At 39.9% G+C, this 24,928-nt stretch carries 17 protein-coding genes and 2 pseudogenes; 10 read left to right on the top strand and 9 right to left on the bottom strand.

What is annotated here, in order from left to right; genetic code table 11:
* The first annotated feature begins 278 nt into the window (after positions 1–278).
* Positions 279–3,011: a PAS domain S-box protein gene (locus tag ACE1AT_RS01220; protein ID WP_374865493.1), complete on the top strand. Its 2,733-nt coding sequence runs from the start codon at positions 279–281 to the stop codon at positions 3,009–3,011.
* Between the two features lie 122 nt (positions 3,012–3,133).
* Positions 3,134–4,978 carry a tetratricopeptide repeat protein gene (locus ACE1AT_RS01225; protein WP_374865494.1) on the top strand — a complete coding sequence of 615 codons (1,845 nt, stop codon included), beginning with the start codon at positions 3,134–3,136 and terminating at the stop codon, positions 4,976–4,978.
* 424 nt (positions 4,979–5,402) lie between these two features.
* Here ACE1AT_RS01225 and ACE1AT_RS01230 read toward each other — a convergent pair whose 3' ends face one another.
* Together ACE1AT_RS01230 and ACE1AT_RS01235 are read right to left on the bottom strand one after the other, a co-directional pair.
* A complete protein-coding gene (locus ACE1AT_RS01230) occupies positions 5,403–5,894 on the bottom strand; it encodes an orange carotenoid protein N-terminal domain-containing protein (protein ID WP_374865495.1) in 492 nt (163 codons plus the stop codon).
* 156 nt (positions 5,895–6,050) lie between these two features.
* Positions 6,051–6,146 (bottom strand): annotated as a pseudogene (locus tag ACE1AT_RS01235) (DUF6335 family protein); the annotation flags it as partial.
* 666 nt (positions 6,147–6,812) lie between these two features.
* Between ACE1AT_RS01235 and ACE1AT_RS01240 the strand changes: the two are divergent.
* The 5 genes and pseudogenes from ACE1AT_RS01240 to ACE1AT_RS01260 form a co-directional block, all read left to right on the top strand.
* A complete protein-coding gene (locus tag ACE1AT_RS01240) occupies positions 6,813–7,898 on the top strand; it encodes a DJ-1/PfpI/YhbO family deglycase/protease (protein WP_374865517.1) in 1,086 nt (361 codons plus the stop codon).
* A gap of 105 nt (positions 7,899–8,003) precedes the next feature.
* Positions 8,004–8,702, top strand: a complete 699-nt coding sequence (locus ACE1AT_RS01245; RefSeq protein WP_374865496.1) for an SRPBCC family protein — start codon at positions 8,004–8,006, stop codon at positions 8,700–8,702.
* A gap of 33 nt (positions 8,703–8,735) precedes the next feature.
* Positions 8,736–9,152 carry a hypothetical protein gene (locus ACE1AT_RS01250; RefSeq protein WP_374865497.1) on the top strand — a complete coding sequence of 139 codons (417 nt, stop codon included), beginning with the start codon at positions 8,736–8,738 and terminating at the stop codon, positions 9,150–9,152.
* Between the two features lie 97 nt (positions 9,153–9,249).
* Positions 9,250–10,419: a zinc-dependent alcohol dehydrogenase gene (locus ACE1AT_RS01255; RefSeq protein ID WP_374865498.1), complete on the top strand. Its 1,170-nt coding sequence runs from the start codon at positions 9,250–9,252 to the stop codon at positions 10,417–10,419.
* Between the two features lie 54 nt (positions 10,420–10,473).
* Positions 10,474–10,566 (top strand): annotated as a pseudogene (locus ACE1AT_RS01260) (cupin domain-containing protein); the annotation flags it as partial.
* A gap of 148 nt (positions 10,567–10,714) precedes the next feature.
* On the opposite strand, the gene ACE1AT_RS01265 reads toward ACE1AT_RS01260, so the two are convergent.
* The 5 genes from ACE1AT_RS01265 to ACE1AT_RS01285 all read right to left on the bottom strand — a co-directional run bounded on the left by ACE1AT_RS01265 (position 10,715) and on the right by ACE1AT_RS01285 (position 18,992).
* Positions 10,715–12,313, bottom strand: a complete 1,599-nt coding sequence (locus ACE1AT_RS01265) for a CocE/NonD family hydrolase (RefSeq protein ID WP_374865518.1) — start codon at positions 12,311–12,313, stop codon at positions 10,715–10,717.
* Between the two features lie 230 nt (positions 12,314–12,543).
* Positions 12,544–16,455, bottom strand: a complete 3,912-nt coding sequence (locus ACE1AT_RS01270; protein WP_374865499.1) for a DUF2157 domain-containing protein — start codon at positions 16,453–16,455, stop codon at positions 12,544–12,546.
* A 142-nt stretch (positions 16,456–16,597) separates the two neighbouring features.
* Positions 16,598–18,139 carry a glycosyltransferase family 39 protein gene (locus tag ACE1AT_RS01275; protein WP_374865500.1) on the bottom strand — a complete coding sequence of 514 codons (1,542 nt, stop codon included), beginning with the start codon at positions 18,137–18,139 and terminating at the stop codon, positions 16,598–16,600.
* Between the two features lie 26 nt (positions 18,140–18,165).
* The gene (locus ACE1AT_RS01280) at positions 18,166–18,486 is read right to left on the bottom strand and encodes an SMR family transporter (protein WP_374865501.1); all 321 of its coding nucleotides are present in this window, start codon (positions 18,484–18,486) and stop codon (positions 18,166–18,168) included.
* A gap of 320 nt (positions 18,487–18,806) precedes the next feature.
* Positions 18,807–18,992 (bottom strand): hypothetical protein, encoded by a 186-nt coding sequence (locus tag ACE1AT_RS01285; RefSeq protein ID WP_374865502.1) that lies wholly within the window; start codon positions 18,990–18,992, stop codon positions 18,807–18,809.
* A gap of 63 nt (positions 18,993–19,055) precedes the next feature.
* Between ACE1AT_RS01285 and ACE1AT_RS01290 the strand changes: the two genes are divergently transcribed.
* On the top strand, positions 19,056–20,441 hold the full coding sequence (locus ACE1AT_RS01290) for an RNA-guided endonuclease InsQ/TnpB family protein (protein ID WP_374865503.1): 1,386 nt from the start codon (positions 19,056–19,058) through the stop codon (positions 20,439–20,441).
* 33 nt (positions 20,442–20,474) lie between these two features.
* On the opposite strand, the gene ACE1AT_RS01295 is transcribed toward ACE1AT_RS01290, so the two are convergent.
* On the bottom strand, positions 20,475–22,220 hold the full coding sequence (locus tag ACE1AT_RS01295; RefSeq protein WP_374865504.1) for a helicase HerA domain-containing protein: 1,746 nt from the start codon (positions 22,218–22,220) through the stop codon (positions 20,475–20,477).
* A 146-nt stretch (positions 22,221–22,366) separates the two neighbouring features.
* Positions 22,367–23,164: a glutathione S-transferase family protein gene (locus ACE1AT_RS01300; protein ID WP_374865505.1), complete on the bottom strand. Its 798-nt coding sequence runs from the start codon at positions 23,162–23,164 to the stop codon at positions 22,367–22,369.
* A gap of 327 nt (positions 23,165–23,491) precedes the next feature.
* On the opposite strand from ACE1AT_RS01300, the gene ACE1AT_RS01305 reads away from it, so the two are divergent.
* On the top strand, positions 23,492–24,319 hold the full coding sequence (locus tag ACE1AT_RS01305; RefSeq protein WP_374865506.1) for a fasciclin domain-containing protein: 828 nt from the start codon (positions 23,492–23,494) through the stop codon (positions 24,317–24,319).
* Positions 24,320–24,525: 206 nt separating this feature from the next.
* Complete coding sequence (locus tag ACE1AT_RS01310) at positions 24,526–24,915, top strand: hypothetical protein (protein WP_374865507.1); 390 nt, start codon at positions 24,526–24,528, stop codon at positions 24,913–24,915.
* Positions 24,916–24,928 lie beyond the last annotated feature (13 nt).

Consider the following 24,928-nt stretch of genomic DNA (forward strand, 5'->3'; position numbering starts at 1 on the left):
AGAGGAGTTTTTCAAAAAGGACATTATGTAGGTTGGGTGGAACGGAGTGTAACCCAACATTAACCAGACTATAATGTTGGGTTTCGCTGTCGCTACACCCAACCTACAAAACTACAGTTCTCAAAGTAGACGTGGTTTATAACCTCTTATGGCTACTTGAAGCTAAATAAACTTATGTAAATCATCTTAAAGTATGTAAACTCTAAGTGCAGTTTTCCAGGTAGTTTAAAAAAGGCAAAAAACTATAGTAAAGCAAAGTGAATATATTGTTGAGGTCTGTGACTGAATTAACAAGAAAAATTTTGCTTGTTGACGACTGTCTAGAAGACCAAGCAATCTACCGTCGCTACTTATTGCAAGACAAGCAACATACATACAATATTTTACAAGCCCAGACCGGAGAAGAGGGACTTCAATTATGTCAGCAGCAATGTCCTGATGTGATTTTACTGGATTATTTGCTGCCAGACATGGACGGACTGGAATTTTTAACACACCTGAACACTCAGTTAGGTCAAACAAATCTTCCTGTGATTATGTTAACTGGTCAGGGAAATGAACAAATAGCAGTACAAGCGATGAAAAAAGGTGCTGCTGACTATTTAGTTAAAAGCCATACAACAACAGTCAGTCTCAGTATCACTATTCAAAATGTATTAGAAAAAACTAGCCTCGCTGGACAACTAGAGGAGAGTGAAGGATTATTCCGGGCTACATTCAACCAAGCAGCAGTTGGTATCGCTCACGTCGGACTAGATGGACAGTGGTTACTGGTAAACCAGAAACTTTGTAAGATTGTGGGTTATAGCCATGAAGAACTAAATCGGCTAACTTTTCAAGACTTAACACACCCCGATGATCTTAATGTTGATTTAGAGTATATTTGCCTTTTGCTGACTGGGGAAATCCCAACCTACTCAATCGAAAAACGTTATATCCGTAAAGATAAAACCCTGATTTGGATTAATTTGACTGTTTCGGTCGTTCGCAAACCCTCTGGTGAACCAAAATATTTTATTTGCGTTGTTCAAGACATCAGCGATCGCAAACAAATAGAACAGCGATTGCAAGCTGCTCATGATCAATTAGAAAGACGAGTATCAGAACGAACTGCTGAACTTGAGCAAGCACAAGCCAAACTCAGCCATATTATCAACAGTGCGATCGCAGCCATTATCAGTTTTCGGGTTTTTGCCAATCGGGATTGGGAGTATGAATATTTTTCTACAGGCTGTGAAACCATCTACGGCTACACTCCTCAAGAATTCATGGCAGATAAACATCTCTGGCTGTCGCGCGTACTACCAGAAGACCGAAAGACACTAATACTACCACTTTTTGAGTATTTCTTTACTGAAGGCTCGACTAAAATAGAGTATCGATTTTGTCATCAAGATGGTTCTATACGCTGGATTGCCAGCACTTATACCTCTCGTCGTGATCAAGTTAGAGATTGCTGGGTGATTACGGCTGTTAACACTGATATTAGCGATCGCAAACAAGCAGAACAGAAAATCCGTGAACAAGCTGCATTGCTTGATGTTGCATCGGACGCCATTTTTGTGCGCGATTTACAACACAACATTTTATTCTGGAACCAAGGTGCAGAACGCCTTTACGGTTGGCAAAGTGCGGAAGTACTAGGCAAAAAAGCGAATCAGCTATTTTCTGAAGAGACTTTACCTCAACTTGAATCAGCCATGAAAATTTTGCTGGATCAGGGTAAATGGCAAGGTGAATTGGAACACACTACAAAAGATGGTAAAAAAGTCATTGTCCAAAGCCGTTGGACACTCGTGCAAGATGACACCGAACAACCAAAATTTATTCTCACCGTTAACTCTGACATTACCGAGAAAAAGCAACTCGAAGTCCAATTTTATCAGGCGCAAAGGCTAGAGAGCCTCGGCACCCTAGCAAGTGGTATAGCTCATGACATGAATAATATCCTGTCACCGATTCTGACAGTTGCTCAACTGCTACCACTGAAACTTCCCAATTTAGATGATAAAAATCGCCAACTACTCAAAGTATTAGAAGATAACTCCAAACGTGGTGCGGAACTAGTCAAGCAAATTCTGTCTTTTGCACGAGGAGCAGAAGGTAAGCGGGTTCCTCTACAAATAAAACACCTCATCAAAGAACTGGAGCGAATTATCAAAAGCACATTTCCCAAATCAATTGAAATCTGCACCGAAGTCACACAACCTCTTTCTACAGTTTTGGCAGATTCCACCCAAATACATCAGGTGTTGATGAATTTATGTGTAAATGCTCGTGATGCCATGCCCCAAGGAGGTACTCTCACTATTGCTGCTGCAAACTTCTTCGTTGATGAAAACTATGCGAGGATGAATCTGGAAGCAAAAATAGGTAACTACGTGGTGATCAGCGTATCAGATACAGGATGCGGTATCCCCAAAGAGTTATCGGAGCGAATTTTTGAACCCTTTTTCACAACCAAAGAACCAGGTAAAGGCACAGGATTAGGACTTTCTACGGTTATTGGTATCATTAAAAACCACGATGGTTTTGTAAACTTATGTAGCCAAGTGGGCAAAGGGAGCGAATTTAAGGTATTTTTGCCAACTAGTGAACAAGCCGCAACACAGGAAGATGATCACTCGCAAATGCCAAAAGGTAATGGCGAATTAATTCTAGTTGTGGATGATGAAGCATCAATTCGAGAGATTACCAAAACCTCACTTGAAGACTACAACTATACAACTCTGATTGCGCGTGATGGCGTTGAAGCATTTTCACTCTACGCCCAACACCAAAATGAAATTCGCCTTGTATTGATGGATATGCAAATGCCATGGATAGATGGGTTAAACGCTATTCGCGTTCTGCAACAAATGAATCCTTCTGTTCAGGTGATTGCTGTCAGTGGACTTGCATGCAACCGTCAATTGTTAGAAGTTAATGGTATCAACGTAGGGGCATTTTTATTGAAACCCTACACTCTTGAGGAATTATTAGACACAATTAAATATGTATTGGAAAGTTGACCAATAATTCCGGAAGTTGCTACAGGAAATGTAATTGATTTCAGGTGCAAATCTAATTGCTCTGCACTCAGGCTCGGACAACAACTAGAATTAACTAGTGTGTCTTGGTTTGGGTTTAAAAAGTGTCTGATTCTTTGTCTCTTCGCGATCGCTACCTCGCTTTAGTTGATGAAATTGTGGAAACTACGCTCAAGGGCAAGATCAGTTCCGTTGAGCAAGTGTATCAAATGTTGCTCAAAGCTGTAACGGCTGGGACGGGGGAAATATTTAAATTGGCGTTGAGCGATCGCCTCAATGGCATTCAGCAACAAGTGGACAACGAAAAAGACGAACTCAAAAAAGCCAAGTCCACCCGTAGTTTGAGGGCTATAAAGACAATCCAAACTCAATGGCAACGGGTTGAAGAACAAAACAAAGCCACAGAAACTACAGCAACAGCAGTTAAAGAAATTACCACAGCATCACCGGGAGAACAACTAGGTACTTTTTTACGTGTCACTGATCCCAATAGTCAGTATCGCCTCAACTTACAACAGCTTCAGCAATTGTCAAAAGCTTTACAACAATTTGCTCAACCAGACTCTGATTTACAGCAAATCTCAGAAGGTATTACCCGTGGGATTGCATCTTGGCAGCGACTGCAAGACCATTTAGTTAGCTGGATGTATGAGCCAAATCGCGAATCCTTGGGTTTTGGCGGTATACCAGGCGAAAGTGGCCCTTGGGCTACTTGGGCTAAACAACTACAAAGCGAGTTACCCCATGCACTGTTTCGCGCCTTTGCCAAAGAGGAATCTGCCATCGATTTTGCCAGACAACACCGTCAGATTAGCCTCAGAGATTGGGTGGAAATTACAATCATTTTCCAATACTTACAACGGGGATTAGTCCACTGGTTTGACCAGCAACCTTACAATGTGAAAGCCGGGTCAAAGCTTTCTATTTCTACATATTTGACCTTTGCAGTGATCTGGAGTCAATTGGCAAGTGGTTTTAGTGAAAATATCACCTACAGTAATGCCGCCTCACAGGTAATGTTACAAATATTGCGTAACTTTGCCCAGGCTCAGTATTTTCCACTATATGGTGGCATCTTTGCTTCTTTTTCTGGTAGTTACTTACGCGATACCTTGAAGTATCTGGATGAACCATTGCGGAGAGTCGAAGGTACGCAAGAAAAAGCCAGGATATTAACAATTTTGGGTTATTCACAACGAGCTTTGGGACAATATGACAGTTCAATTAACTTTCATCAACAGGCTTTAGAGATTGCTCGTCATGCAGGCGATCGCCCCTGTGAAATCGCTAATCTCAACCATCTGAGCCGTACTTATGTGCAAGAGCAAAGATATGCAGAAGCAATAGATTACAGTCAAAGAGCATTAATCATGAGTCGGCAAACAGGGGATAGGACAGGAGAAGCTTATGCTTTGGTAAACTTGGGTTACAGCGAAGTCATGCAAGCTCAACAACAAGAGCAAATAGAACCTGAAACCTATGAAATGCCAATTAACTATTTGCAGCAAGGTTTAAAACTATCCGAACAATTAGGTGATGTGCAAAGTAAAGCCTTGTGTTTAAGTAGTTTAGGTATTGCTTATTTAGTCATTGGAGATTCACAAAACGCCATTAAAAATTTAGAAGAAGGCTTTAAAACAGCACAGATATCCGGTGATTTATATCTCCAAGGATTAAATTTAGCTAATTTAGGCGAAGTAAATTATAACTCAGCAAATTTTGTCAGAGCGATTTACACAGGTTGTTTAGGAATGTATTTGTTAAACCAAATTGCTTCCCAAGAGTGGTTAAAAGTAGCTAGATTATTAACAATATTACAAGGTCAACTTGGCGTAGAAGCTTTTCAAAATGTCTTGCAGCAAAATCGCCCGAAAATTATTTCTGTAATTGGTATGGATGGATACGATTATCTTCCGCAATTATTAGAAGAATATAGACGCCAGATGTAGAGATAATGATTGTTAATTAATTAAGAATTTCACTTTGAGATTTGATACTTAACCTACGTATTTTCTCACGATTAAATTCGGATTGCTATAGAATTTTCCCCAGTCTCATTGGTAAGTAAAAGACTGGGGAAAAGGTTTAAAGAGTAAAGAGTAAAGAGAAAGTTATGAATATCCCAATACGGTTCAGTTAAGGCTAAAAACTAAAACTAGCGTAGGTTGGGGAGCCAGTGCGTTGCGGGGGTCCCAAGAGTTGTAGCACCTGGCGTTTGAGGAACGTAGACGCGCCCTGCGCGGCTGATCGCAGAGTAACTCAACATTATCAAAGCTTTGTTGGGTTGAGTGCAAGCGAAACCCAACCTACATTTCTTCTTAACTGAACCGTATTGATGAATATCCCTCCTTTACTCCGAAAATTTCAAAAATTTTAAACTTCAGCACCTGGTTTTGGTTCAGCACCCATAGGTGATACATAATCACGAAAAATATTTATTTGCTGACCAAAATCTAATTCTTTAATCTTATTCAAGAGTTCCTTAGCTTGAGAAGAAAGCTGATAGTTTGGAGGCATAGGAACGATAGTAGCATTTTCCATTCCTTGCGCTAAACGATACCAAAATAATAACTTAGTAGTATCGCTCATTGAACCATATTCACGGGTATATCTATTGTCTGCTTTGTTGATTAAATCCCGTTGTAATTGTAGTTGTTCTTCGTGGGATAATTCCTTAACTTGATTGAACAAACCTTCAGCAATATTTGGTGAAACAGTGCTAGCATCAGGGGCAGCAGGAGTAATAGAATCACCCATTTCTGTGTATATGAACCAGAATAAAGCTAACTGTTCATCTACAGGTAAATTTTGAAAAGCATGGACACATTCACGAATAGTTGGATCGTTAGTTTGAGTGTATGTCATGATAACTCCGATTGCCATTAATTAAGATACCAATCGTCAAGTTAACAAATCTTTATTGAGTATTTAACCCTACTGAAGACAGATGTGTCTCAACCAAATTGAATAAGAATTAAAAGGGGTAATTGGTAATTGGTAATGAATAATAGGATACACTATCTGTATTTGATCACGCAGTTTGCGATCGCCAATGTTATAGCCTGGCTCATCCTTAACACCAGTACCATAAGACTCGGTAATTTCCTCCGGTAAGTCAGAAATTTGCTGTGATCAATTCTCCTGTTGAGCTTGCTTATCTGGATCTACTTGGTTTAGTTGAGCATCTAAATCATCTTGAGCTTGATAATTTTGTTGAATGTTTGGATCTACCATAAATACTTGCCATTTGTTGCATCCTCACAATAACGCTTTATTTTCTAGGGTTTGTCTTCCAAGCGATGTATACCTCTAGAAATAAAATCATTTCAACCTTTAGAGCGAAGAGTAGTTAGGGATTTGTGAATACTCTTATAAGAGTGAATCCACGCTATAGCCACTTCATAAAAGTTATGAGTTATAAATTTTATTAATATTCATACATTTATAACTCATAACTATTTTTTCAAGTTAATTCATCATTAATTAGGAATGTAATGTAAAAAGCGTTTGATCAATCTATTTCTCAAGGCAGACTAAAACTGATGCAAAAATGCTTCCTGTGATTGAATGCATCTAAAAATTAAAATATAAAATTTATCTTTATGGTCAAGCTAATGATACAAAGTTAGGATTTATCCTTAATAATTTCACAAAAATATTCAGGGTTAAATCCTAACTATTTCTTATGATTTTCATCAAAATCATGGCTTGCTTATTTTTGTGATTGATTCATATGAAGAATATCAAAACCTTAGATAAACTGAGTAGGGGAATGAAATGTCAATGAATAGTATTAAAAATAAAAAAGTTGCTATCCTCATAGAAAATGACGTAGAGGATGCAGAATTTCAAGTACCATATAATGCGCTTAAGCAAGCGGGGATGGAAGTAGTTGTTCTCGGTTCTCGGATGAATGAAAAATATCATGGGAAAAGAGGCAAAGTTTCTATGCAACCCGATGGCACAACAACAGAAGCAATGGCTTCTGCATTTGATGCTGTCATCATTCCGGGTGGTATGGCTCCCGACAAAATGCGGCGGAATCTCAATACAGTAGGTTTTGTCCAAGATGCTATGCAACAAGGAAAATTAGTAGCTGCGGTTTGTCACGGGCCACAAGTTTTGATTGAAGGCGACTTGCTTAGAGGTAAACAAGCCACTGGCTTTATCGCAATTCGCAAAGATATGATTAACGCTGGTGCTAATTATATAGATGAACCGCTAGTAATTGATGGAAATTTAATTACATCGCGTCAACCTGGAGATTTGGCAATATTCACGACAGCGATTTTAAGTCGTCTAGGCTATGGTGGCAAAGAAGCCGCATTACCTGATGAAAGTGACCGCACAGCCGAATGGTGGAAATTAGCTGATGCTTGGGGTGGTTCCACCAAAGGTGAGATTGTTAAAGCTTTAAATACCGCTTTAGCTGGTCAGCGTTATAGCTTAGAAGCTTTAGATAACTACATCCAAAAAGAATCAGATGCACAAATCAAATCTGTTTTTCAAGAGATGATTCCGGTGAAACAGCAGCATATTCAAAGATTGGAAGCACGACTTGAAGAACTGGGTGAAAAACCTTCTTTGGCTGCAAATATCGCCGATAAATATGCCAAAGTGAAAACTAGTCTCACTGGTAGTGATGATATCTACCAATTACGCAGCGCCTTGGGTGATCTGCAAACGGGTATAGGTGACATTGGTAACTTGATGGCAGCACTTACCGACCCAGTATCAACCAGAATTTTCACCGAAATCCATAAAGACCTCTTAAAGTGCGAGCAGCGTCTAGTAGAGCTGTATCGCTCGCGGATGGATGTAGAAGTAAAACCAGCTCAACCAACTACAGGTGCAGCCGTAACTATGTAGGTCTTTTTAGGACGAACCAAACAGGCGCAGGGAGGGAAAACAACGGTAACAGAATTGTCTTTGCGCCGTGATGGTTCGTTAATTTGCAGGGAAGGAAATAGAAAAATGACATCAACACCAGGAGATGAACTCAGTAGCAGCCAAAGTGAAGCCAGCGAAGCCGAACGTTGGGCTTCTTTAATTGGCGGTAGTGCGATGGTGTTAATGGGTTTGAGACAACGCTCTTTGCGGGGCGTTTTGATGGCGTTAGCAGGTGGGGGTTTGATTTATCAAGGTGCAACCAAACAAAGCACGATTCAACAGGCGCAGGAAGCAATAGGCATGAATCAAGCTATCAAAGTGGAAAAGACGGTAACTATTAATAAATCAGCAGATGAACTTTATCGTTTTTGGCATAACTTTGAGAATCTGCCCAAGTTTATGAAACATCTGAAATTTGTCAAGGTATTTGACGACAAAAGATCACATTGGATCGCTAATGCACCTCTAGGTCAAAGCGTGGAATGGGATGCATATATCTTAGAAGATCGGGAAAACGAATTTATTTCTTGGGCATCCGCACAAGGAGCAGATGTTGAGAACTCTGGTTTTGTCCGCTTTAAGAAAGCGCCTGGTGATCGGGGTACAGAAGTCAAAGTTGTGATGGAATATAGCCCACCTGGGGGAGCATTGGCAGCAGCTGTAGCCAAACTTTTTGGTGAAGAACCAGAACAGCAAATTGGCGATGAATTACGCCGTTTCAAAATGCTGATGGAAGCAGGTGAAATTGCCACAACAGAAGGGCAACCAAAAGGACATGGTTAGTGGTTGGTAGAAAGTAGTTATTAGGAGGATTCTATGAATAGAGTAATTTCTTTGGTTAAAAATTTGCGTCTGCGTCAAATTATGACAGTTGTTTTAGCAGGATTGACAATTTTTGTCATGCAGGCATTTGGTAATGTACTGCCAGCCCAAGCTGATGAAACAGTGAAATCACCATACGGTTATTATTATAAAGGTACACCGGATGAGAATGTTGTCAACCGAGACTTTGACCAAAATAGAAACCTGATAAATAATGGAAAATCAACAGCAGATAACGCTAAAAATAATTTGAAAGAGACTGCTGAAAATGTCCGCCAAAAACTCAATCTTGATGAGCCACTACCCCAAAGTACAAAAGATTTTTTGAAATCAACTAAAGAAAAAACAGAAGAGTTAGTTGAACCAATTACTCAAAGTAGAGAAGGCTATTATCAGTATCAGAATAGATAATCTCACAGAATAAGTTGTCCTTAGTCATTAGTTATTTGAATCTGTGCAAATGACTAATGACTAATGACTAATAACCAATAATCAAGGATTTATAATAATGAAAGCAGTTTGCTGGCATGGTGCTAATGATGTCCGAGTCGATACAGTGCCAGATCCAAAAATTCTTAATCCTCGTGATGCTATTGTCAAAATTACCTCAACGGCAATTTGTGGTTCTGACCTCCATCTTTACGACGGTTTTATCCCCACGATGGAAAAGGGTGATATTCTGGGTCATGAATTTATGGGGGAAGTCGTTGAAGTTGGCAGTGGAGTAAATAATATTAAAGTAGGCGATCGCGTTGTTGTTCCCTTTACCATTTCCTGCGGTAACTGCTTTTTCTGCAACCGGGATTTGTGGTCGTTATGCGACAATTCCAACCCGAATGCTTGGATCGCAGAAAAGCTGATGGGTCACTCACCTGCCGGTCTATTTGGCTACTCGCACATGCTCGGTGGTTATGCAGGTGGTCAGGCGGAATATGCCCGCGTGCCGTTTGCGGATGTGGGTTTGTTCAAAATTCCCGATGGCTTAACAGATGAGCAAGTATTATTTTTGACAGATATTTTTCCAACAGGCTACATGGCCGCAGAGAACTGTCGTATTCAATCAGGAGATATTGTTGCAGTTTGGGGTTGCGGGCCTGTTGGACAATTTGCCATTAAAAGTGCTTTTATTTTGGGAGCAGAACGTGTCATCGCCATAGATCGTATTCCCGAACGTTTACGTTTAGCAGAAACTTACGGCGGTGCGGAAACTATTAATTACGAAGACGCCGATCCAGGCGAAGTCCTCAAAGAAATGACTGGTGGTCGTGGTCCTGATGCAGTCATTGATGCAGTGGGGATGGAAGCTCACAGTATGGATGCGATGGGTGTATACGATAAAGTCAAGCAAGCAGTACGTCTCGAAACAGACAGACCAACCGCACTGAGACAAGTGTTAGTTGCTTGTCGTAAAGGCGGTAATGTTTCGATTCCTGGTGTATACGGTGGTTTTCTCGACAAAATCCCAATGGGTGCAGCTTTCAACAAAGGCTTGACCTTCCGCATGGGACAAACCCACGTCCACAAATACTTACGCCCCTTACTTGAACTCATCCAAGAAGGCAAAATCGATCCATCATTCATAATTACCCACAAACTACCCTTAGAACAAGCACCCCACGCCTACGAGATTTTCAAGCACAAAAAAGACAACTGCATTAAAGTCGTCCTCAAACCATGAGATAACCTTCCAACAGGACAAGGGAACAAGGGGAGTAAGAAAAACAGAATATAAGGTGCGTCTCACACTTACAAGATTTTAGAACCATTCACTGCGGTTGAGGCAACTAGTCCGCCTGCCCAAGTTCATGGACGGGATGAAAACTAAGGATTTGTGTAATGTATTTTTCTTGGTGTCTTAGTGTCTTGGTGGTTAAAAAACAACTATTGAAACACCAAGACGCTAAGACACTAAGAGGGAATATAGCTTGGTAACTCAAATAATGATTCTTTAGAGGTGGGAAGTATCAACAAATTTAAGATACAGCAACTACAGGTAATAACACTTGGGAAAGGGAATCACCCCCCGAACTAATTGTTAATGTAATAATTTCTGCTTCCATACCCACGATTGAATTATTACCAGGATTAATTGCATAGGCTGGAAAACAAGCTGCACTTAAGCTTAATCGTAAGGCATTACCTCTAGTAATTCGCGCACAGATAGTTTGCAATTGAATTTTTCTGGTGATGCGATTCATGCCATCTTGACAACGCAAATAACCTTGCGTCAAGTTATATACTTTTCCATCAGGATAAATTTCTGATAGTACCGCAGATAAATCAAAGCTGGGTTGATCAGCACTACAGGAAATAGCGACGACTACATCGCCGGCTACATGCAAGTCAAAATCAAGTGGTTCACTGGTGTAAGTTAAAACATCTGAGCGACAATCAATATGCGATCGCTCAAAAATACCCGCAGGTATAGCCGCATGACCACCCAAAGCAGGGACTGGTCGCCAGGGGTCATGAACTAAGATGTCATCTACACCAGATTCGGGACAAGTTGTGCTGAGAATGCCTTCGTCTTCCCGAATATTGGCAATTCCGTAACTTGACAAAAAGTAAGTTTTATGTTCAAATTCTGGAAGTCCGGGAAAACCTTGCCAAGTATTACTGCCCATCTCAAACATCCACACAGGTAGCTGATTATTTAAACCAGTGTCCACACCTTTCAGAAACTGGTCAAACCAACATATCTGCATCCGATCTACAGGGCTAATAGCATTAATACCGAAGTCCACTTCCCCAACTTTGCGATTCCAAGGTAAATGCGTCCACGGCCCCACTAAAAGCTGTTGGCGGTACTGACTCCGCGCTGCCATATCTTTGTATAAATTCAAAGTGCCACGTAAATACGTATCGAACCATCCGCCGATATGGAACATGGGCAAATCAACATTTTTTAGGTGCGTTTTGGGCGAAAGATTTTCCCAATAAGCATTAGGTTGGGAATGTTCTACCCATTGGTGATAGAAAGAATCGGGGACAAGATTTTTGAGAACTTCTGGACGAGTAGGAAGTGGATCGTACAGAGGTAAATTTCGAGATGCACTCAATAAACTTTGATAGGCTTGTTTATCTCCTCGCAAACGGGCGGTTTCTGTTGCTAATTGTATTGCCCAAGCCAGATTTGTATGCAAACAGAATGCACCGCCTTCATAAGCCCAATCGGTGTATAAATCATAACCTATCATCGCCGGACAAATAGCTTTGAGGGCAGCTGGTTTAGCAGCAGCAGCGTATAGTTGAGTCATCCCTTGGTAAGAAAAACCATACATTCCGACTGCACCATTACTACCGGGTAAATTTGCAGCCCAATTGACCGCATCTTCACCATCAGCAATTTCGTGAGCAAATAATTTGAATTCACCTGCTGATGTCCCACGTCCCCGGACATCCTGAATTACGACAATGTAACCTTGGCTAGCGTACCAAGTCGGATGAGCATAGACAATAGTAGATGCGATCGCTCTACCATAGGGTTGGCGCATCAGTAATACAGGAAATTTCCCTTCAGCATCCGGGCGATAAATATCAGCATCCAGACGGACTCCATCGCGGGTATACATGGATGCGGTTTGTTTGGGAAGGACTTTAAGCATGAGTATGATGGGGAGATGATAAATTCAACCACAGTATAGATGCAGATTGCATTAATTCGTAGCTTTTTTAAACGCAGAGGGACGCGGAGTCAGCGCGGAGTTTTTCCGAGTTTTTTTCGCTACGAATTCGTGAAATGTTGTACTTAGCAGCCAAGGTAAAGTTTTTTATTCATTGTGGTTTACGCAGTTCATGTTGGCTACTCCCAATCTTGAAATTTATCGCCAGTACTGCGAAGTACAGAATTTAACTGGGTGCGGTGAGTTTCAAAGTTGGCGGCGATGGAAATAAAGATAATACCTGCGACTAAGCTAATAATCCATTTAAAAAATGAGTAGCGCAAGCTAAAAAGTACCAATTGATAAAAACCAGTAATCAAAAAGGTAGCTGTACCAATATAAAGAAAAGCCCGCACTCGCAAACCTAAACCTGCAAAAATGGCGATGAGACTAAAAATTCCTGGTATGAGAGCTGTATCTTGGTGAAATAAAATTGCCCATCCGCAAATTAAGCCGCTACTCAACAATCGCCAGTAGTGACGACTGGTTTTCATCTCTGGTTGTCTGAGTTGTGGATCAAATTGGGCAATATATAGTAGTGATAAACCAATGACTGTGACATACCATAAACTATTATTCAAGCCGAATGCAGCAAACCAACGGAAAATAGCCCAATCAATCAACGCCACACTGATGTAAGTCATACGGAATTGATGGCTAATTATGCCGAGGAAAGCATAAAATCCGGCTGTTAACAGCAAAGCGATGGGATGAATTGTCTGCCTGGTTTCCCATAAAAGTATTAGTGGTATGATGTAGGCGGCTCGTTGCCAAGGTCTTTTTGACCAACCCCAGTTCTCCCAAGGTAAGATGTAGAGGAAATAGGCAACGATACAAGCGATCGCAGCATTCCAAGGTACTAACGGCCCAGCAAACCATTGTCCCACAGCCGTTTCTCGCCAAAAGATTCTCATTGCAGCTACTTCTAATAACCCCAGGTAAACCCAGATTTCATCAGGTGTAACAGCTGAGGTACGAGATTCTTCTCTCTGCTGTGGAAATCTTCCTTGAAAAATCGCATAACGAATCAAAAATATTCCTGTTCCTAAACCCAAGAGGCGGTTGACTTGAATGGGTGCAGCGATCGCAATTATTAATAAAAGACTACTCCAAGCCCAGTGCAGATGAGCAATTATTTTTAATTCTTGTGGTGTCAATCGTAAATAATTGACCAGCCAAGGCGACAATAGACGATAGGCATACATTATAGTTGTGCCTAAAGCTGACATGGCAATTAAACCATCGCCCCATGCACCCCCTGAAGCTTGCAGCATTTGATAGAACAATAGTTCATAAGCAGAAACTGATATACCGAGAATTCCCAGGTAAACTAGGGGTTTGAATTCTTGCCGACGTCGCCCGACTCCAATGACAATGACAGCTACACCCAAAGATGCTAAACCTGTCCAGTCTGTGAAGGTATTCAAGCGCAGCAGTAAACTGAAACCTGCATAAATCAACGGGAGAATATGAAAGCTGCTCGGTAATCTTTCTAAATGGTGTCGGCGTTGCCACCATTCGCCAAATAGTTGAGAGAATAAACCCAAGGCGATATTAGCGATCGCAATTTGAATCATAGAGCGATCGCTAAAAGCCAGCAACTCAGCAATTAATAATTCTAAACACCAACCGATGCCATAAAAACCAAAGTTTGTCGGTTGTCGCCAACTACGATAAATTATGGCTGTCAAAATAATGACATCAGCAGCTACATATAATAATCCGGGAGTTGCAACACCCTGGTAAACCCAGACAGAGTGTAGTGTCAAACTTAATAACTCTACACTAGTTAGTGCGATCGCCCATCTGTCTGTCGCAATTGCATATATACTTGCTAATTCATGACTTCTATTTTGCAAAGTTGTGCGAGTTAACCATAATCCCAGAATAGTGATTGCCCCAACTATAAACCAGCTCTGTGCTGATAATTTTGCTACTTCCCACAGCAAGGTGGCGATCGCACTCAAAATAAAACCGACTGTAATTACCGCAAATCGGTTGTGTCTTAAAAAACTAGTATTAACAAACATCAAAGCCGCAGCAACTGCCAAACCAATTAATCTGACTGTCGCTAGAGGTAAAGTTAGTAACTGGGTAAGCCCTAATCCGATGACACTCAAAACAGTGGTTAAATCTCGCTTTTCTCCACCGCTACGACTAGCTACACCTGTGAGAGTGAGGGGAGTAATCAACCAAATCAGCCCCCAATTGGCATTACTAACAGCATAGTTTCTCCAGACAGATTCAGCATTCACCCAAAGTAGGTAAAAACTAATTGCAGCTAGTCCCAAACCAATATACCAAGCACTACGTTGCCACCAACCATAACCAAGACTAAATAGCCACTCGGCTACCATTATGACTAACAAAATTGTTGCCCAAATTTCATTACTCAGATTTGGGAACATCCAATCAATGATTGAACACAGCGTCAATACTCCGGTGAGATGAGTCAGATATATTAAGGTTGGAGAGACAGGGAAGGATGAAGATGAAGCATCTTCAACGGGTTCTCTGTTCCGATACATGTACCTGCGGGTGACAACTGCTAAAGTAATTGTGGATAGAAGTAAATTTAGCGATCGCAATGCTGGGTTAACTAAAGCAATTACAGTTAACACACAAGCAAAACCAAATGTTAGCTGTTCACCAAACTTAGCTATTTCTCTTCTTTGAATGCGGTACAGCTGATCTGTCAGCACCACCATCAAAATCACGTAGGGAAATAAAGCGATACTTAGTAAAGCCCAAGCTTCACCTTGAGAATTAGTGAGTTGAGTTGCTGTGGCGATCGCTAACTTCTGCAATTCGTAGGGTACTAATCGCCAACCCAGCCAAATTGTCTCTAAACCGATTGCAAAAATAGCTATAAAATCACGCTGGCGGTTATATAGTTGCAAACGACGGGCGAAAAACCACAAAGCCAAGCCACTTACAGCTATTGCTTGCCCAGGATGATATGCTACTGAAAATAGCCAACCAAGGAGTAATAAGATACCACCGATTAGTTGCCAAGGTACTTGTAGAGACGTACCATGGTACGTCTCTACATTTGTACCATGGTATGTCTCTACATTTGTTGATAATGCTAACCAAGTCATCAGCCATCCGCAAATACCAACAGCTAATCCCAACTGGGTAACATCGAGGTGGTGAATGAAAATTCCCCTAATTAATAAAACCAGCAAGGCATAAACCACGACAGAGGCAGATAAACTAATACCATTACCAATTTGTCTATCTGTTTGTTGTGACAGTGAGCGAGTTTGATAGACTGTAATTAGAGTCGTTCCTACTACTGCTAGATAAAGCGCTATTAGGGGAAATTCGGGTAAATTCCAGCCCCAGTGTAGATAACTTAATCCGAGAATATTAACTAGAAATAATTTCTGATTGGCTAAATTGGCAGCAAATAACCGACTTTGTCCAATTAAAACTGTAATTGCAGTTAGACAAATAGCAGCGATCGCCACTACAATCCAGTTCACAGGATTTTGCCACAACCCAAAGCGGTCTATTGCCCAAAAATTTATCGGTACTAACAAAAGCGTGACAATTAACAATGTCTGCGCTGTCAGTCTTAAATTACTTTGCTTGGCTGTCCAAAAACTCATTCCCCCAAAACTCAGGGTATAAGCAAACAAAACTCCATACTGTCCAGCTGCGGGAAATCTTTCCCACTGGCTAGCTGCTAGGACTCCTGAAGACAGCACTACTAGAAATACTCCCAAAAATAGCAGCCAACGCACACTTAATTCTGATAAAAGTGACTGCAATACTTCTGTTGCGAAATTTGGTTTGACTGGTTCTGGTGCGATCGCATTTACAGATAATTGTACAGCCTCAGATGTGGCAGTTGCTTTCTCTGGTTCAGGTTGAATTTGAGGTTCTAATACTAAGTTGCAAACAAGATACTCTCGACACAGTTGCTTAACTTGGGCATCAGATATCAAGCCCAAATGCAGCCAGGTATCAAGTCCCTGTAATAACTGCGGATGGTAAGATGGCAACCTGACTTCAATTTTGAGTGGGCGATCAAGTGGGGATGACATAAGTAGTAGCAATGCAGCTATGATACTTAAATCATCTGTTTTTCCAATTATATTTTCCCTTTAGCTGTGCCACTTATGTTGCTGACTTTCGTTAAGTTTTATTTTAGTGCTGAAAGAGGACTAAAGTCCTCACTACCAACTTTTAATTATTTACTTGAGAACGAAGAATATTTTGTGTTGATATATACATCAAAATCAAGAAAGGAGTGACCAGAAGTAATACCAAATACCAGGGAACACCTGCATATAAAAAAGAATTAGACCACACATTTATCGTGCTGCTTGCATACTCATTTGCTTCTGAGTATGTATCTTTAATAGTTATGATTGGTGCATGAGTTAATATCCGCACAATATTGCCATATGCGCCATTGATCATATCTATTGGTTGACTCTGCCAAAAATTCCAAATAAAATTATTGTTAACATCTAGAGTCGCAATACCGCGTTGCAGGGCGTACATCATGCGAAAATGCCAATTGGAAATTATGGAGGACAAAGCAAGAATAAAACCAAAACTAGCTAACAAAATTGTGGTAATTCTCAAGACTATTTTTTGCCAAATAAATTCTAGATTAACCGCAAAAGGTAAAAAAGCGATCGGCACAATAGTAATCAAGTGACGGGAACCCCATCCGGCGGCACCATACCAGTTTCTCAACTTAGCATGAAGTAACAACCAGAGTATAGTCATTGCTGCAATGTATATTGCTTCTTTCTTATGTTCTTTGTAAAACTTTTTGAATAAAATTACAGACAAAATTAGTAAAGGAGCATAAATAAATATGCTTTTGCCTGGACTGAAAAGTAAACCAGTTATTCCTATAAAAATATTACCGTTTAAGGCATTAGTTTCAGCATAAACAGCTGTTTGTACAGGAGACTTATAGAAAATTCCTGTTCTTAAATAATTATACCAAGATTGCCAGACGAAAAAAGGTATAAGTGTGAAAATTGCTAATGATATTTCTCGAAAACGAGTTTTTAAAGAGGAACGATAAATACTAAATAAATAACCAAAAGTTGCTATAATCGCTAGAATCATACTGACTCTAGTAATAAACGCTAGTCCCAAGCAGAAAAAACAACCAAATAAGAACTTGAAATTATTTGTCTGACGATATCTTAAAATCAAAAAGAAAGCAGAAGTAAATAAAGTAGTACATAGTACACCATCAAATAGATTTCTAGAATAAGTCCATAAATAGGTAGTTAAAGTTAAACAAAGGGTTGCAATAAAACTAGGTATTATCGTTTGAGAAAATCCGATTCTTAAAATAGCAAAAAAAACAGTCGCAGTCAGAGATACATAAATTCCTGCCTGAAACGACAAGATAAATTGCTGAATTTTCTCTATATTTTCATGACTAATAAATCGGGATAAAATATTTTCTAAAAAAACGTTCAGCAGTGCAGTTGGCAGGAGAAAAAGCGTATTACCAATTTCATGTCCTGCATAACTTCTACCATTAGGCGCTACTTGAAATACACCTTCTTGTACAGTATCAAATCCTAACTGACCATGCTTAATAATTTGCACTGCAACGTGGTAATGAAATACTCCTTCTGAGGAATCAACACCACTATTAGTTAAAGCAAACAAAGCGCAGAAAAAAACAAATACACTTAGATAAAGTAAGTTAATTGAGTAAAAATTAGACCACCCGGCGATTAATTTTCTCATATTATTGTTTTCGCTATATCTGTCCTTCAAATACTTTTCCCTAAAGCTATCGCCCAAATTCCACTCATGAGTAAACCAACTCCAATCCACTGAGTAGGCGATACTTTTTCTTGAAGAAGAATAGAACCTGCCATGGTTGTAGCCACCACAGTCAACCCGATAACTACAGGATAAGCAATAGATAAATTAAATTGTCCTAAAACTTTTATATAAACAATTGTACTTAAAAAGTAGAGAAAAATTCCTCCAAATAAATAGATATTCAAGGGATTTTGACCTGAGCCTAATTTCAAAAAAGTTTGAGCTACAGTATTTAAAGCAACTGTAACTAAAATCAAAAAAATCAAAAAAATATGACTAAGCACGACTATGATTGCTCCCTAAATTAATTATTTTTCAGGTAAAATTTATTCTATCCAACCTTGATGTTTCAGCCAAAGAATTAAAAAGCAGGTAAAAATCCAACCTGCCACAGTAACCAAAATTGCCAAAATTACTCAGACAAGTCTAAACACTGTTATTTATATCAGAGAAAATAAATATTGTTTAATTTTTTACTTAATCTTCAAATATTTTTTATGTATCATTACTTGTTCTTTACCAAAAAGTTAACGGGAGTGTGAAAGAAAGTGCCTTTCAAGGAGGGGATGAAACACGACACGGCAGGTTATAAAGGTGCCTTCCAATTTTTTATTAACTCTGGTAACGCTAATCTTAACCGCTCTTGCCAGTCAGAGACGGATTTTAAATCCTTGGCTAATTCCTCATCCATCCGCAAACATACTGGGCTACTTGTTAAAGGTTTTTCCCTACAGGTTGTATATCTATTTTTGTGTTTTTTCTGGAATGGCATAAGCATCTGCTGTATGTTCATGTATACTTGTATAAGTAACACATTAAGAGAGGTGATTGCAAGGTGTATGGATGCCAGCAAAATCTAATTAACCCTGACGACGATCTAAAAGCCGTTCTTGAGTTTATCTGCTCGGAGTCGCACAAATTAACCAACTGCGGTATTTATTATGCTCGTCAATTGTTTTTTAAGACTAAGAAGATAATTGGCAAGTTTGACCTTGAAAAAGAATACAAAACTAATAGGCATTATCAGGTTTTGCATTCTCAGGCAGCACAGCAAATATTGAGAACAGTTGCGGAGTCATTCAAGTCTTTTAAGGAGTTAGACAAGAAATATCGCAAGGGTGAATTGCACTTTCGCCCAAAAGCTCCCAACTATCGGAGAAAAGACGGTTTAGCAATGGTAAGTTATCCTAAGCAAGCATTAAGACTTGTTGGGGACAAAATCAAGATACCGCTTGGAACGACTGTGAAAAGATGGTTTAAGCTTGATAGTTTTGCAATTTCAATGCCTTCTAATTTGCAGTTTAAAGATATTAAGGAATTGCGAATACTGGCTAGAAATCAATGCTTTTATGTTGAGTTTGTCTATGAAAAACAACCTCAATCCAAGTTGGATGTTGACCCAAGTAACGCTTTAGCGATTGACCCAGGCATAAACAATTGGTTGAGTTGTGTCTCTAATGTTGGGACTAGCTTTATTGTTGATGGACGTAAAGTAAAAAGCCTTAACCAGTGGTATAACAAGCGAGTTAGCATCCTTAAAGAAGGTAAACCGCAAGGCTACTGGGATGACAAATTAGCCCGCATCACAGAGAAGCGCAATCGACAAATGCGAGACGCAGTTAATAAGGCTGCAAAGTTAATTGTTGACCACTGTATTAAGCATCAAATTGGCACAGTTGTTTTTGGATGGAACCAGGGACAACGGCAAGAAGCGGTATTAGGTAAAACAACTCAATCTTTTGTGCAGATACCTACTGCGAAACTTAAAGAACGAGTTAAGCAACTGTGCGAAGAATACAGCATTAAATTTGTTGAAACTGAAGAATCATACACCAGCAAAACCAGTTTTCTAGATGGTGATTTTCTACCTACATTTGGCGAAAAACCCGAAGGGTGGAAGCCATCAGGAAAACGAGTAAAACGCGGGATGTACCGGACTCTCGAAGGAATTCTAATCAACGCTGATTTCAACGGTGCAGCGAATATACTTCGCAAAGTAGAGACACAATTAGGCTTAAGTCTAGTCAAGGTCTGTAGGCAAGTTTTGACCCTTGCTACCAGATACCGCATCTGGGAAACCAAAACTACAAAGCGCAGAGGAACGGATGCAACGCCTTCCTCGCAGCAACAGTTTAGAATCCCCGTCCATTTATGGCGGGGAGAGGTCAAAAAAAATAATTACCCAAAAACGATAAAACGAAGAGACGCCGCATCAGAATAATAATTATTCGTTTTTGGAAATCCATTGAACGTATTAAAACCCTAAATCAGCCTTCGCCAATTCCGCAGCAGCGAAAACCTCCTCATCTGATCTTTCCTCCCAAACAGTATCGCCAATTTCCGCATAAAAAACGGAATCGTAAGGACGAGTACGCACCACTACCGGCATAGGCACAGCGTGACCTAAAACTAAAGCTTGTTGCTTAGAATCTAACTTTGCCAAAACCGATTTCAAAGCACCAGCACCAGCTACACCTGTAAAAATCGCGTCGATATCTTTTTCATCGTTCAGCAAAGCGGTGACACGAGTTCCAATCTGGGACATGACTTCATTATCAATCCCAGATGGACGCTGATCCACTACCAAAAGCGTGACGAAATATTTCCGCATTTCACGAGCAATTGTCCCAAAAATAGTACTCTGGACTATGGCAGGATCTAAGAAGCGGTGGGCTTCTTCGATAGTAATCATCAACTGGGTTGGTTTATCGTTGGGATTTTTTGTCTGTAAAAACTTTTCAGCTTTGGCGACATAATGTTGATGAATACGGCGCGTAATCATATTTGTCACCAACATGTAAGAAAGCATATCCGATTGCGAACCAAACTCAATGACGACGTTTTTGCCTGCTTCTAGCGATCGCAAAACTTGATTAATATAATTATGCGGACAAGCCGCACGCATGTATTTTAAATTTTCTAGGCGAAACAGTTTGCGCTGTAAGGCGGTAATTGAACCTTGGTGTCCTCGCTTCTCTTCACACAGTAGCTTGATTTCTTCATTTGTCATACTCAACAATTGCAGAATCCAAGACTTACCGAACTCAGCAAAAAGAATATTAGCATTGTCTATGCTAGCGTCTGAAAGTCCTAAATCACGAGAGCATAATTTAATATCTTCTACTTCTATTTGATCGTAACTGAGGTAAAGTTCTTGCGCGTGAGGAACACCACGCCGTTTTGTAGATTCCGGATCGAGGGTATATACTTCTACTTTACTAGGAAATAATTGCTTTAAACCTTTAACAGTACTAAAATTTTTTCCTTCTGAAACAGCTTCCCAACCATATTCAGAATGCATATCAAATATTAGATTTACTGCTGCATTTTTGCGAATTGTGCCAGCTAAAAGTAATCTGGTTAAAAAAGATTTACCCGTTCCAGATTTGCCAAAAACACCATTACTACGTTCAACAAAACGGTTTAAATCTAGACACACGGGTACATCCATATCTAGTGGTTTACCGATGGAGAAATTTTTTCTTTGCGGATCATCTTCCCAACCAAAGACGCGACGAAAATCTTCTACCGAAGCATCATAAACTTGGCTAAAATGGCTAGGAATAGTTTTGACTGGCATCAATTCCATTGTTGTGCTTGTTTGCGGTTGAAATGATGCCAAAGAACTCATATTTTGAGATGTTGATGCTGGTTTTGTCCCATTTTCTCCGTATTCCAATTCTCCCATCTCTCCAGTTTCTAGAGGTGGAGTAAACATCAACATTGGTGCGAGAGTAATAGTACCGTAAGTACCACTTCCAGCTAAAACATCTCGTAAAAAAGTATCCTCCCAACTGGGAGGATTGGCAATAATTCTTTGGTTCGCAGTTCCCAGTGCTACATCTGTAAGCATACAGAAAAAGCGCGATCGCATCCCTTGCACCACTAAAAATTTACCGACTCGCATATCTTCAACCAAAATATCAGGATGCAATCGTACTTCTAATCCACCTGTTAGAGAACCTTGAGTAACTGAACCTAATGGTTGTCCTAAAGTCATCGCCTTAATTACATACTTACGTGCCTTATTCTATGTTGAAATCGTTGATGGTTGGTAGGTATTTGTTAGTAGTTGGTGGTTACTCTTTAATAGTTAGTGGTTAAAAACCAATGATAAATGACACTTGACCAATGACAAATGACTCATCACTCAATTTCAATCGAAGTCGGTGCGGTTGTACCTGTATTTGCTGTAAAATCCACTAGTGGTTTACGAAATTCAGCATAAAGGCGATCGCGCCAAGCAAAGAATCGTTCATAGGCTACATTATCTGCTAAACCAGGCACTCCTTTGCCTCTTAACGAAACTGGTAGATCCAAATAAGGCCCATCGGGAAATTTTAATAATATCGACAAACCAGCAACTGCTAAGTCAGCAAGAGTGGGTTGATCTCCCAATAAATAAGGACTATCTGCCAAAAGTAGACATAAAGCTTCTAAATCTTGCTTTAAGTCCGCGATCGCTTTTTGGACTATCTCTGGACTGTAACCGACTCCAAAACCTAAAACTTTGAGTAAATCGTTGGGTACTTCCCCAACAAAAGTTTTGAAAACATCTGGAACTGAACTTGGTAGTAAAGCTTTGCGAAAATTTTGATCTTGACTGATGGCATAAAAAAGACCTTTGCGTCCTTTTATACCAATTGATTCATCCGCCCACTCTTCCATCATTAAGCATAAACCCCGTTGTTTGCCATCTTGAGGTATAATCGGGCGTTCTGGATAATGTAAGTCTAAATACTTAGCTATCTCCGTAGAATCAGCAATATAGTTATAACCATCCTTCAAAACTGGTACTTGCTTTTGACCAGTGAGGCGAAAAAGCTCTACTTGTCCAATTCCGGGTGTAACTTCTATTTTGCGATATTGTAGCCCTTTATAATCGAGAATCAGACGAACTTTCTCTGAGTATTGTGATAGTTCAAATTGGTACAATTCCAGCATTTTTCCAAACCCGCAATTGGTGCATTGTTTTACTTTACAATTGTAACTTTACAAAAATTAATTTTACTGATGTTTTCTAAAATTTCGATGTCAATTGTCAAGAGTCAATTTTTATTAGTTGATTGATATTTTTCTATTCCCAGAACCCAATTTTATTTTGATCGAAGAAATGTTGATAATTCTGAGCGACAGCAAATCAATAATTTTCATCTCTAATAACCCATCTACTAAAAGGATAAAAAATCCTATTTCTATAGTTAGATTTTTTGTGTAGCGAAATGTTATAAGTCTTTATGTAATGTGTTAAATTAAAGCCAAACAAAATTTATGAACGTAAATTATAGCAATTTTTTGAGCAAGCTCGCTGGGATAGCAGGGGTAACAGGTATCAGTTTCCTCATAGGTTTACCTGTAGGAGCAAACGAGGTATTAAATCCTCATCCTAGTATTTTTCAAGAAACACCCTATAATCGTGGTCAAAGAATTCTAGCAAGCCCCAACTATACACTTGATAAGTCTGTAAAACAAACAAAGGGCAATACCCCAACTCAAAATACAGTAGCACAGAACAACAGTAGAGGTGGGCGACTAAATCCTAATCCTAGTATTTTCAACGAACCTCCCTATAATCGCCGCAGCACACCGAGTCAACAGACACCGGTTGTACCTACCACCCCTGAAACTTCACCTTCGACACCAGGAACGGAAACTACACCCCCACCACCATCAGCAGGTACTGGAAGCAAAACTTTATTAGCACTGACAGAATCAAATAAAGAATTTACGGTGTTAACTAGGGCTTTAAAAGCAGCTGGATTAGTAGACATTCTTCAAGGTCAAGGACCCTTCACAGTTTTTGCGCCTACCGATGCTGCTTTTGCAAAATTGCCACAGGATGCAGTACAAGATTTGTTGAAGCCAGAGAATAAAGAAGTATTAGTGAAAATTCTGACTTACCATGTAGTATCTGGTCAGGTATTATCCGGCGATTTGAAGTCTGGCGAGGTCAAAACCGTTGAAGGTGGCCCTATTAACGTTAAGGTTAGCTCTAAAGATGTAATGGTCAACGATGCCAAAGTAGTTCAAGCAGATATCAAAGGTAGTAACGGCGTCATTCATGCAATTGATAATGTAATTTTGCCCCCTGATTTGTAATTGGGGATTAGGCATGAATCAGTTATCAGTGATCAGTTATCAGTGATCAAATTAAATTGGTAACTGTTAACTGTTAACTGATCACTGAGAAGTTGTCCTCCTTCCCTTATTTAGAATTAAAATTTCTTAAAAGGTAAATGATGTTAAATGATGTTAAATAGAAGCTACATTTGACCATTTGGCCCTTTGCAGGATTCTCACACACGATGCTGACTGAAATATTTCCTTTTAGCTTTGACTTAGATACAGTAGCTATTGCCGGAGCAAGTTTGTGGTCTTTGGCGCTATATTTAGGTTTTTCACCAGTCAGTCGATGGATTATCGAGCAACTTAACCGTTGGTTCAATTTTGCCGAGCGATCGCTCTACACTAGTAAATCAGAATTTGAAAAAACTCGTCAGGCAAGAGAATCACAAAACGCCTTTTACGCCTCAGTTTTTAGCATCATACCCTTCCTTCTCATTGGCGCTCTATGTAACTGGGGTGTGGAATTAAGTCTAGGCTCCAGTTGGTCAATCAGTATGGGAATATTAGCCTGTATTGGTTGCGGTGTGTATGAATTGGGACGGCGAGACGGAGAGTCTTCTGGGGATTAAAAAACAAAGAAAA

This window comes from Pelatocladus sp. BLCC-F211 (assembly GCF_041928655.1).
Lineage (GTDB): Bacteria > Cyanobacteriota > Cyanobacteriia > Cyanobacteriales > Nostocaceae > Pelatocladus.

Excerpts from the sequence above, each read along its gene's own strand:
- ACE1AT_RS01230 (WP_374865495.1), bottom strand. The coding sequence starts at position 5,894 with ATGACATACACTCAAACTAACGATCCAACTATTCGTGAATGTGTCCAT.
- ACE1AT_RS01250 (WP_374865497.1), top strand. The coding sequence starts at position 8,736 with ATGAATAGAGTAATTTCTTTGGTTAAAAATTTGCGTCTGCGTCAAATT.
- ACE1AT_RS01245 (WP_374865496.1), top strand. The coding sequence starts at position 8,004 with ATGACATCAACACCAGGAGATGAACTCAGTAGCAGCCAAAGTGAAGCC.
- ACE1AT_RS01275 (WP_374865500.1), bottom strand. The coding sequence starts at position 18,139 with ATGAGAAAATTAATCGCCGGGTGGTCTAATTTTTACTCAATTAACTTA.
- ACE1AT_RS01265 (WP_374865518.1), bottom strand. The coding sequence starts at position 12,313 with ATGTATACCCGCGATGGAGTCCGTCTGGATGCTGATATTTATCGCCCG.
- ACE1AT_RS01300 (WP_374865505.1), bottom strand. The coding sequence starts at position 23,164 with ATGCTGGAATTGTACCAATTTGAACTATCACAATACTCAGAGAAAGTT.
- ACE1AT_RS01305 (WP_374865506.1), top strand. The coding sequence starts at position 23,492 with ATGAACGTAAATTATAGCAATTTTTTGAGCAAGCTCGCTGGGATAGCA.
- ACE1AT_RS01240 (WP_374865517.1), top strand. The coding sequence starts at position 6,813 with ATGAATAGTATTAAAAATAAAAAAGTTGCTATCCTCATAGAAAATGAC.
- ACE1AT_RS01285 (WP_374865502.1), bottom strand. The coding sequence starts at position 18,992 with ATGCCATTCCAGAAAAAACACAAAAATAGATATACAACCTGTAGGGAA.
- ACE1AT_RS01310 (WP_374865507.1), top strand. The coding sequence starts at position 24,526 with ATGCTGACTGAAATATTTCCTTTTAGCTTTGACTTAGATACAGTAGCT.
- ACE1AT_RS01255 (WP_374865498.1), top strand. The coding sequence starts at position 9,250 with ATGAAAGCAGTTTGCTGGCATGGTGCTAATGATGTCCGAGTCGATACA.
- ACE1AT_RS01270 (WP_374865499.1), bottom strand. The coding sequence starts at position 16,455 with ATGTCATCCCCACTTGATCGCCCACTCAAAATTGAAGTCAGGTTGCCA.
- ACE1AT_RS01295 (WP_374865504.1), bottom strand. The coding sequence starts at position 22,220 with ATGACTTTAGGACAACCATTAGGTTCAGTTACTCAAGGTTCTCTAACA.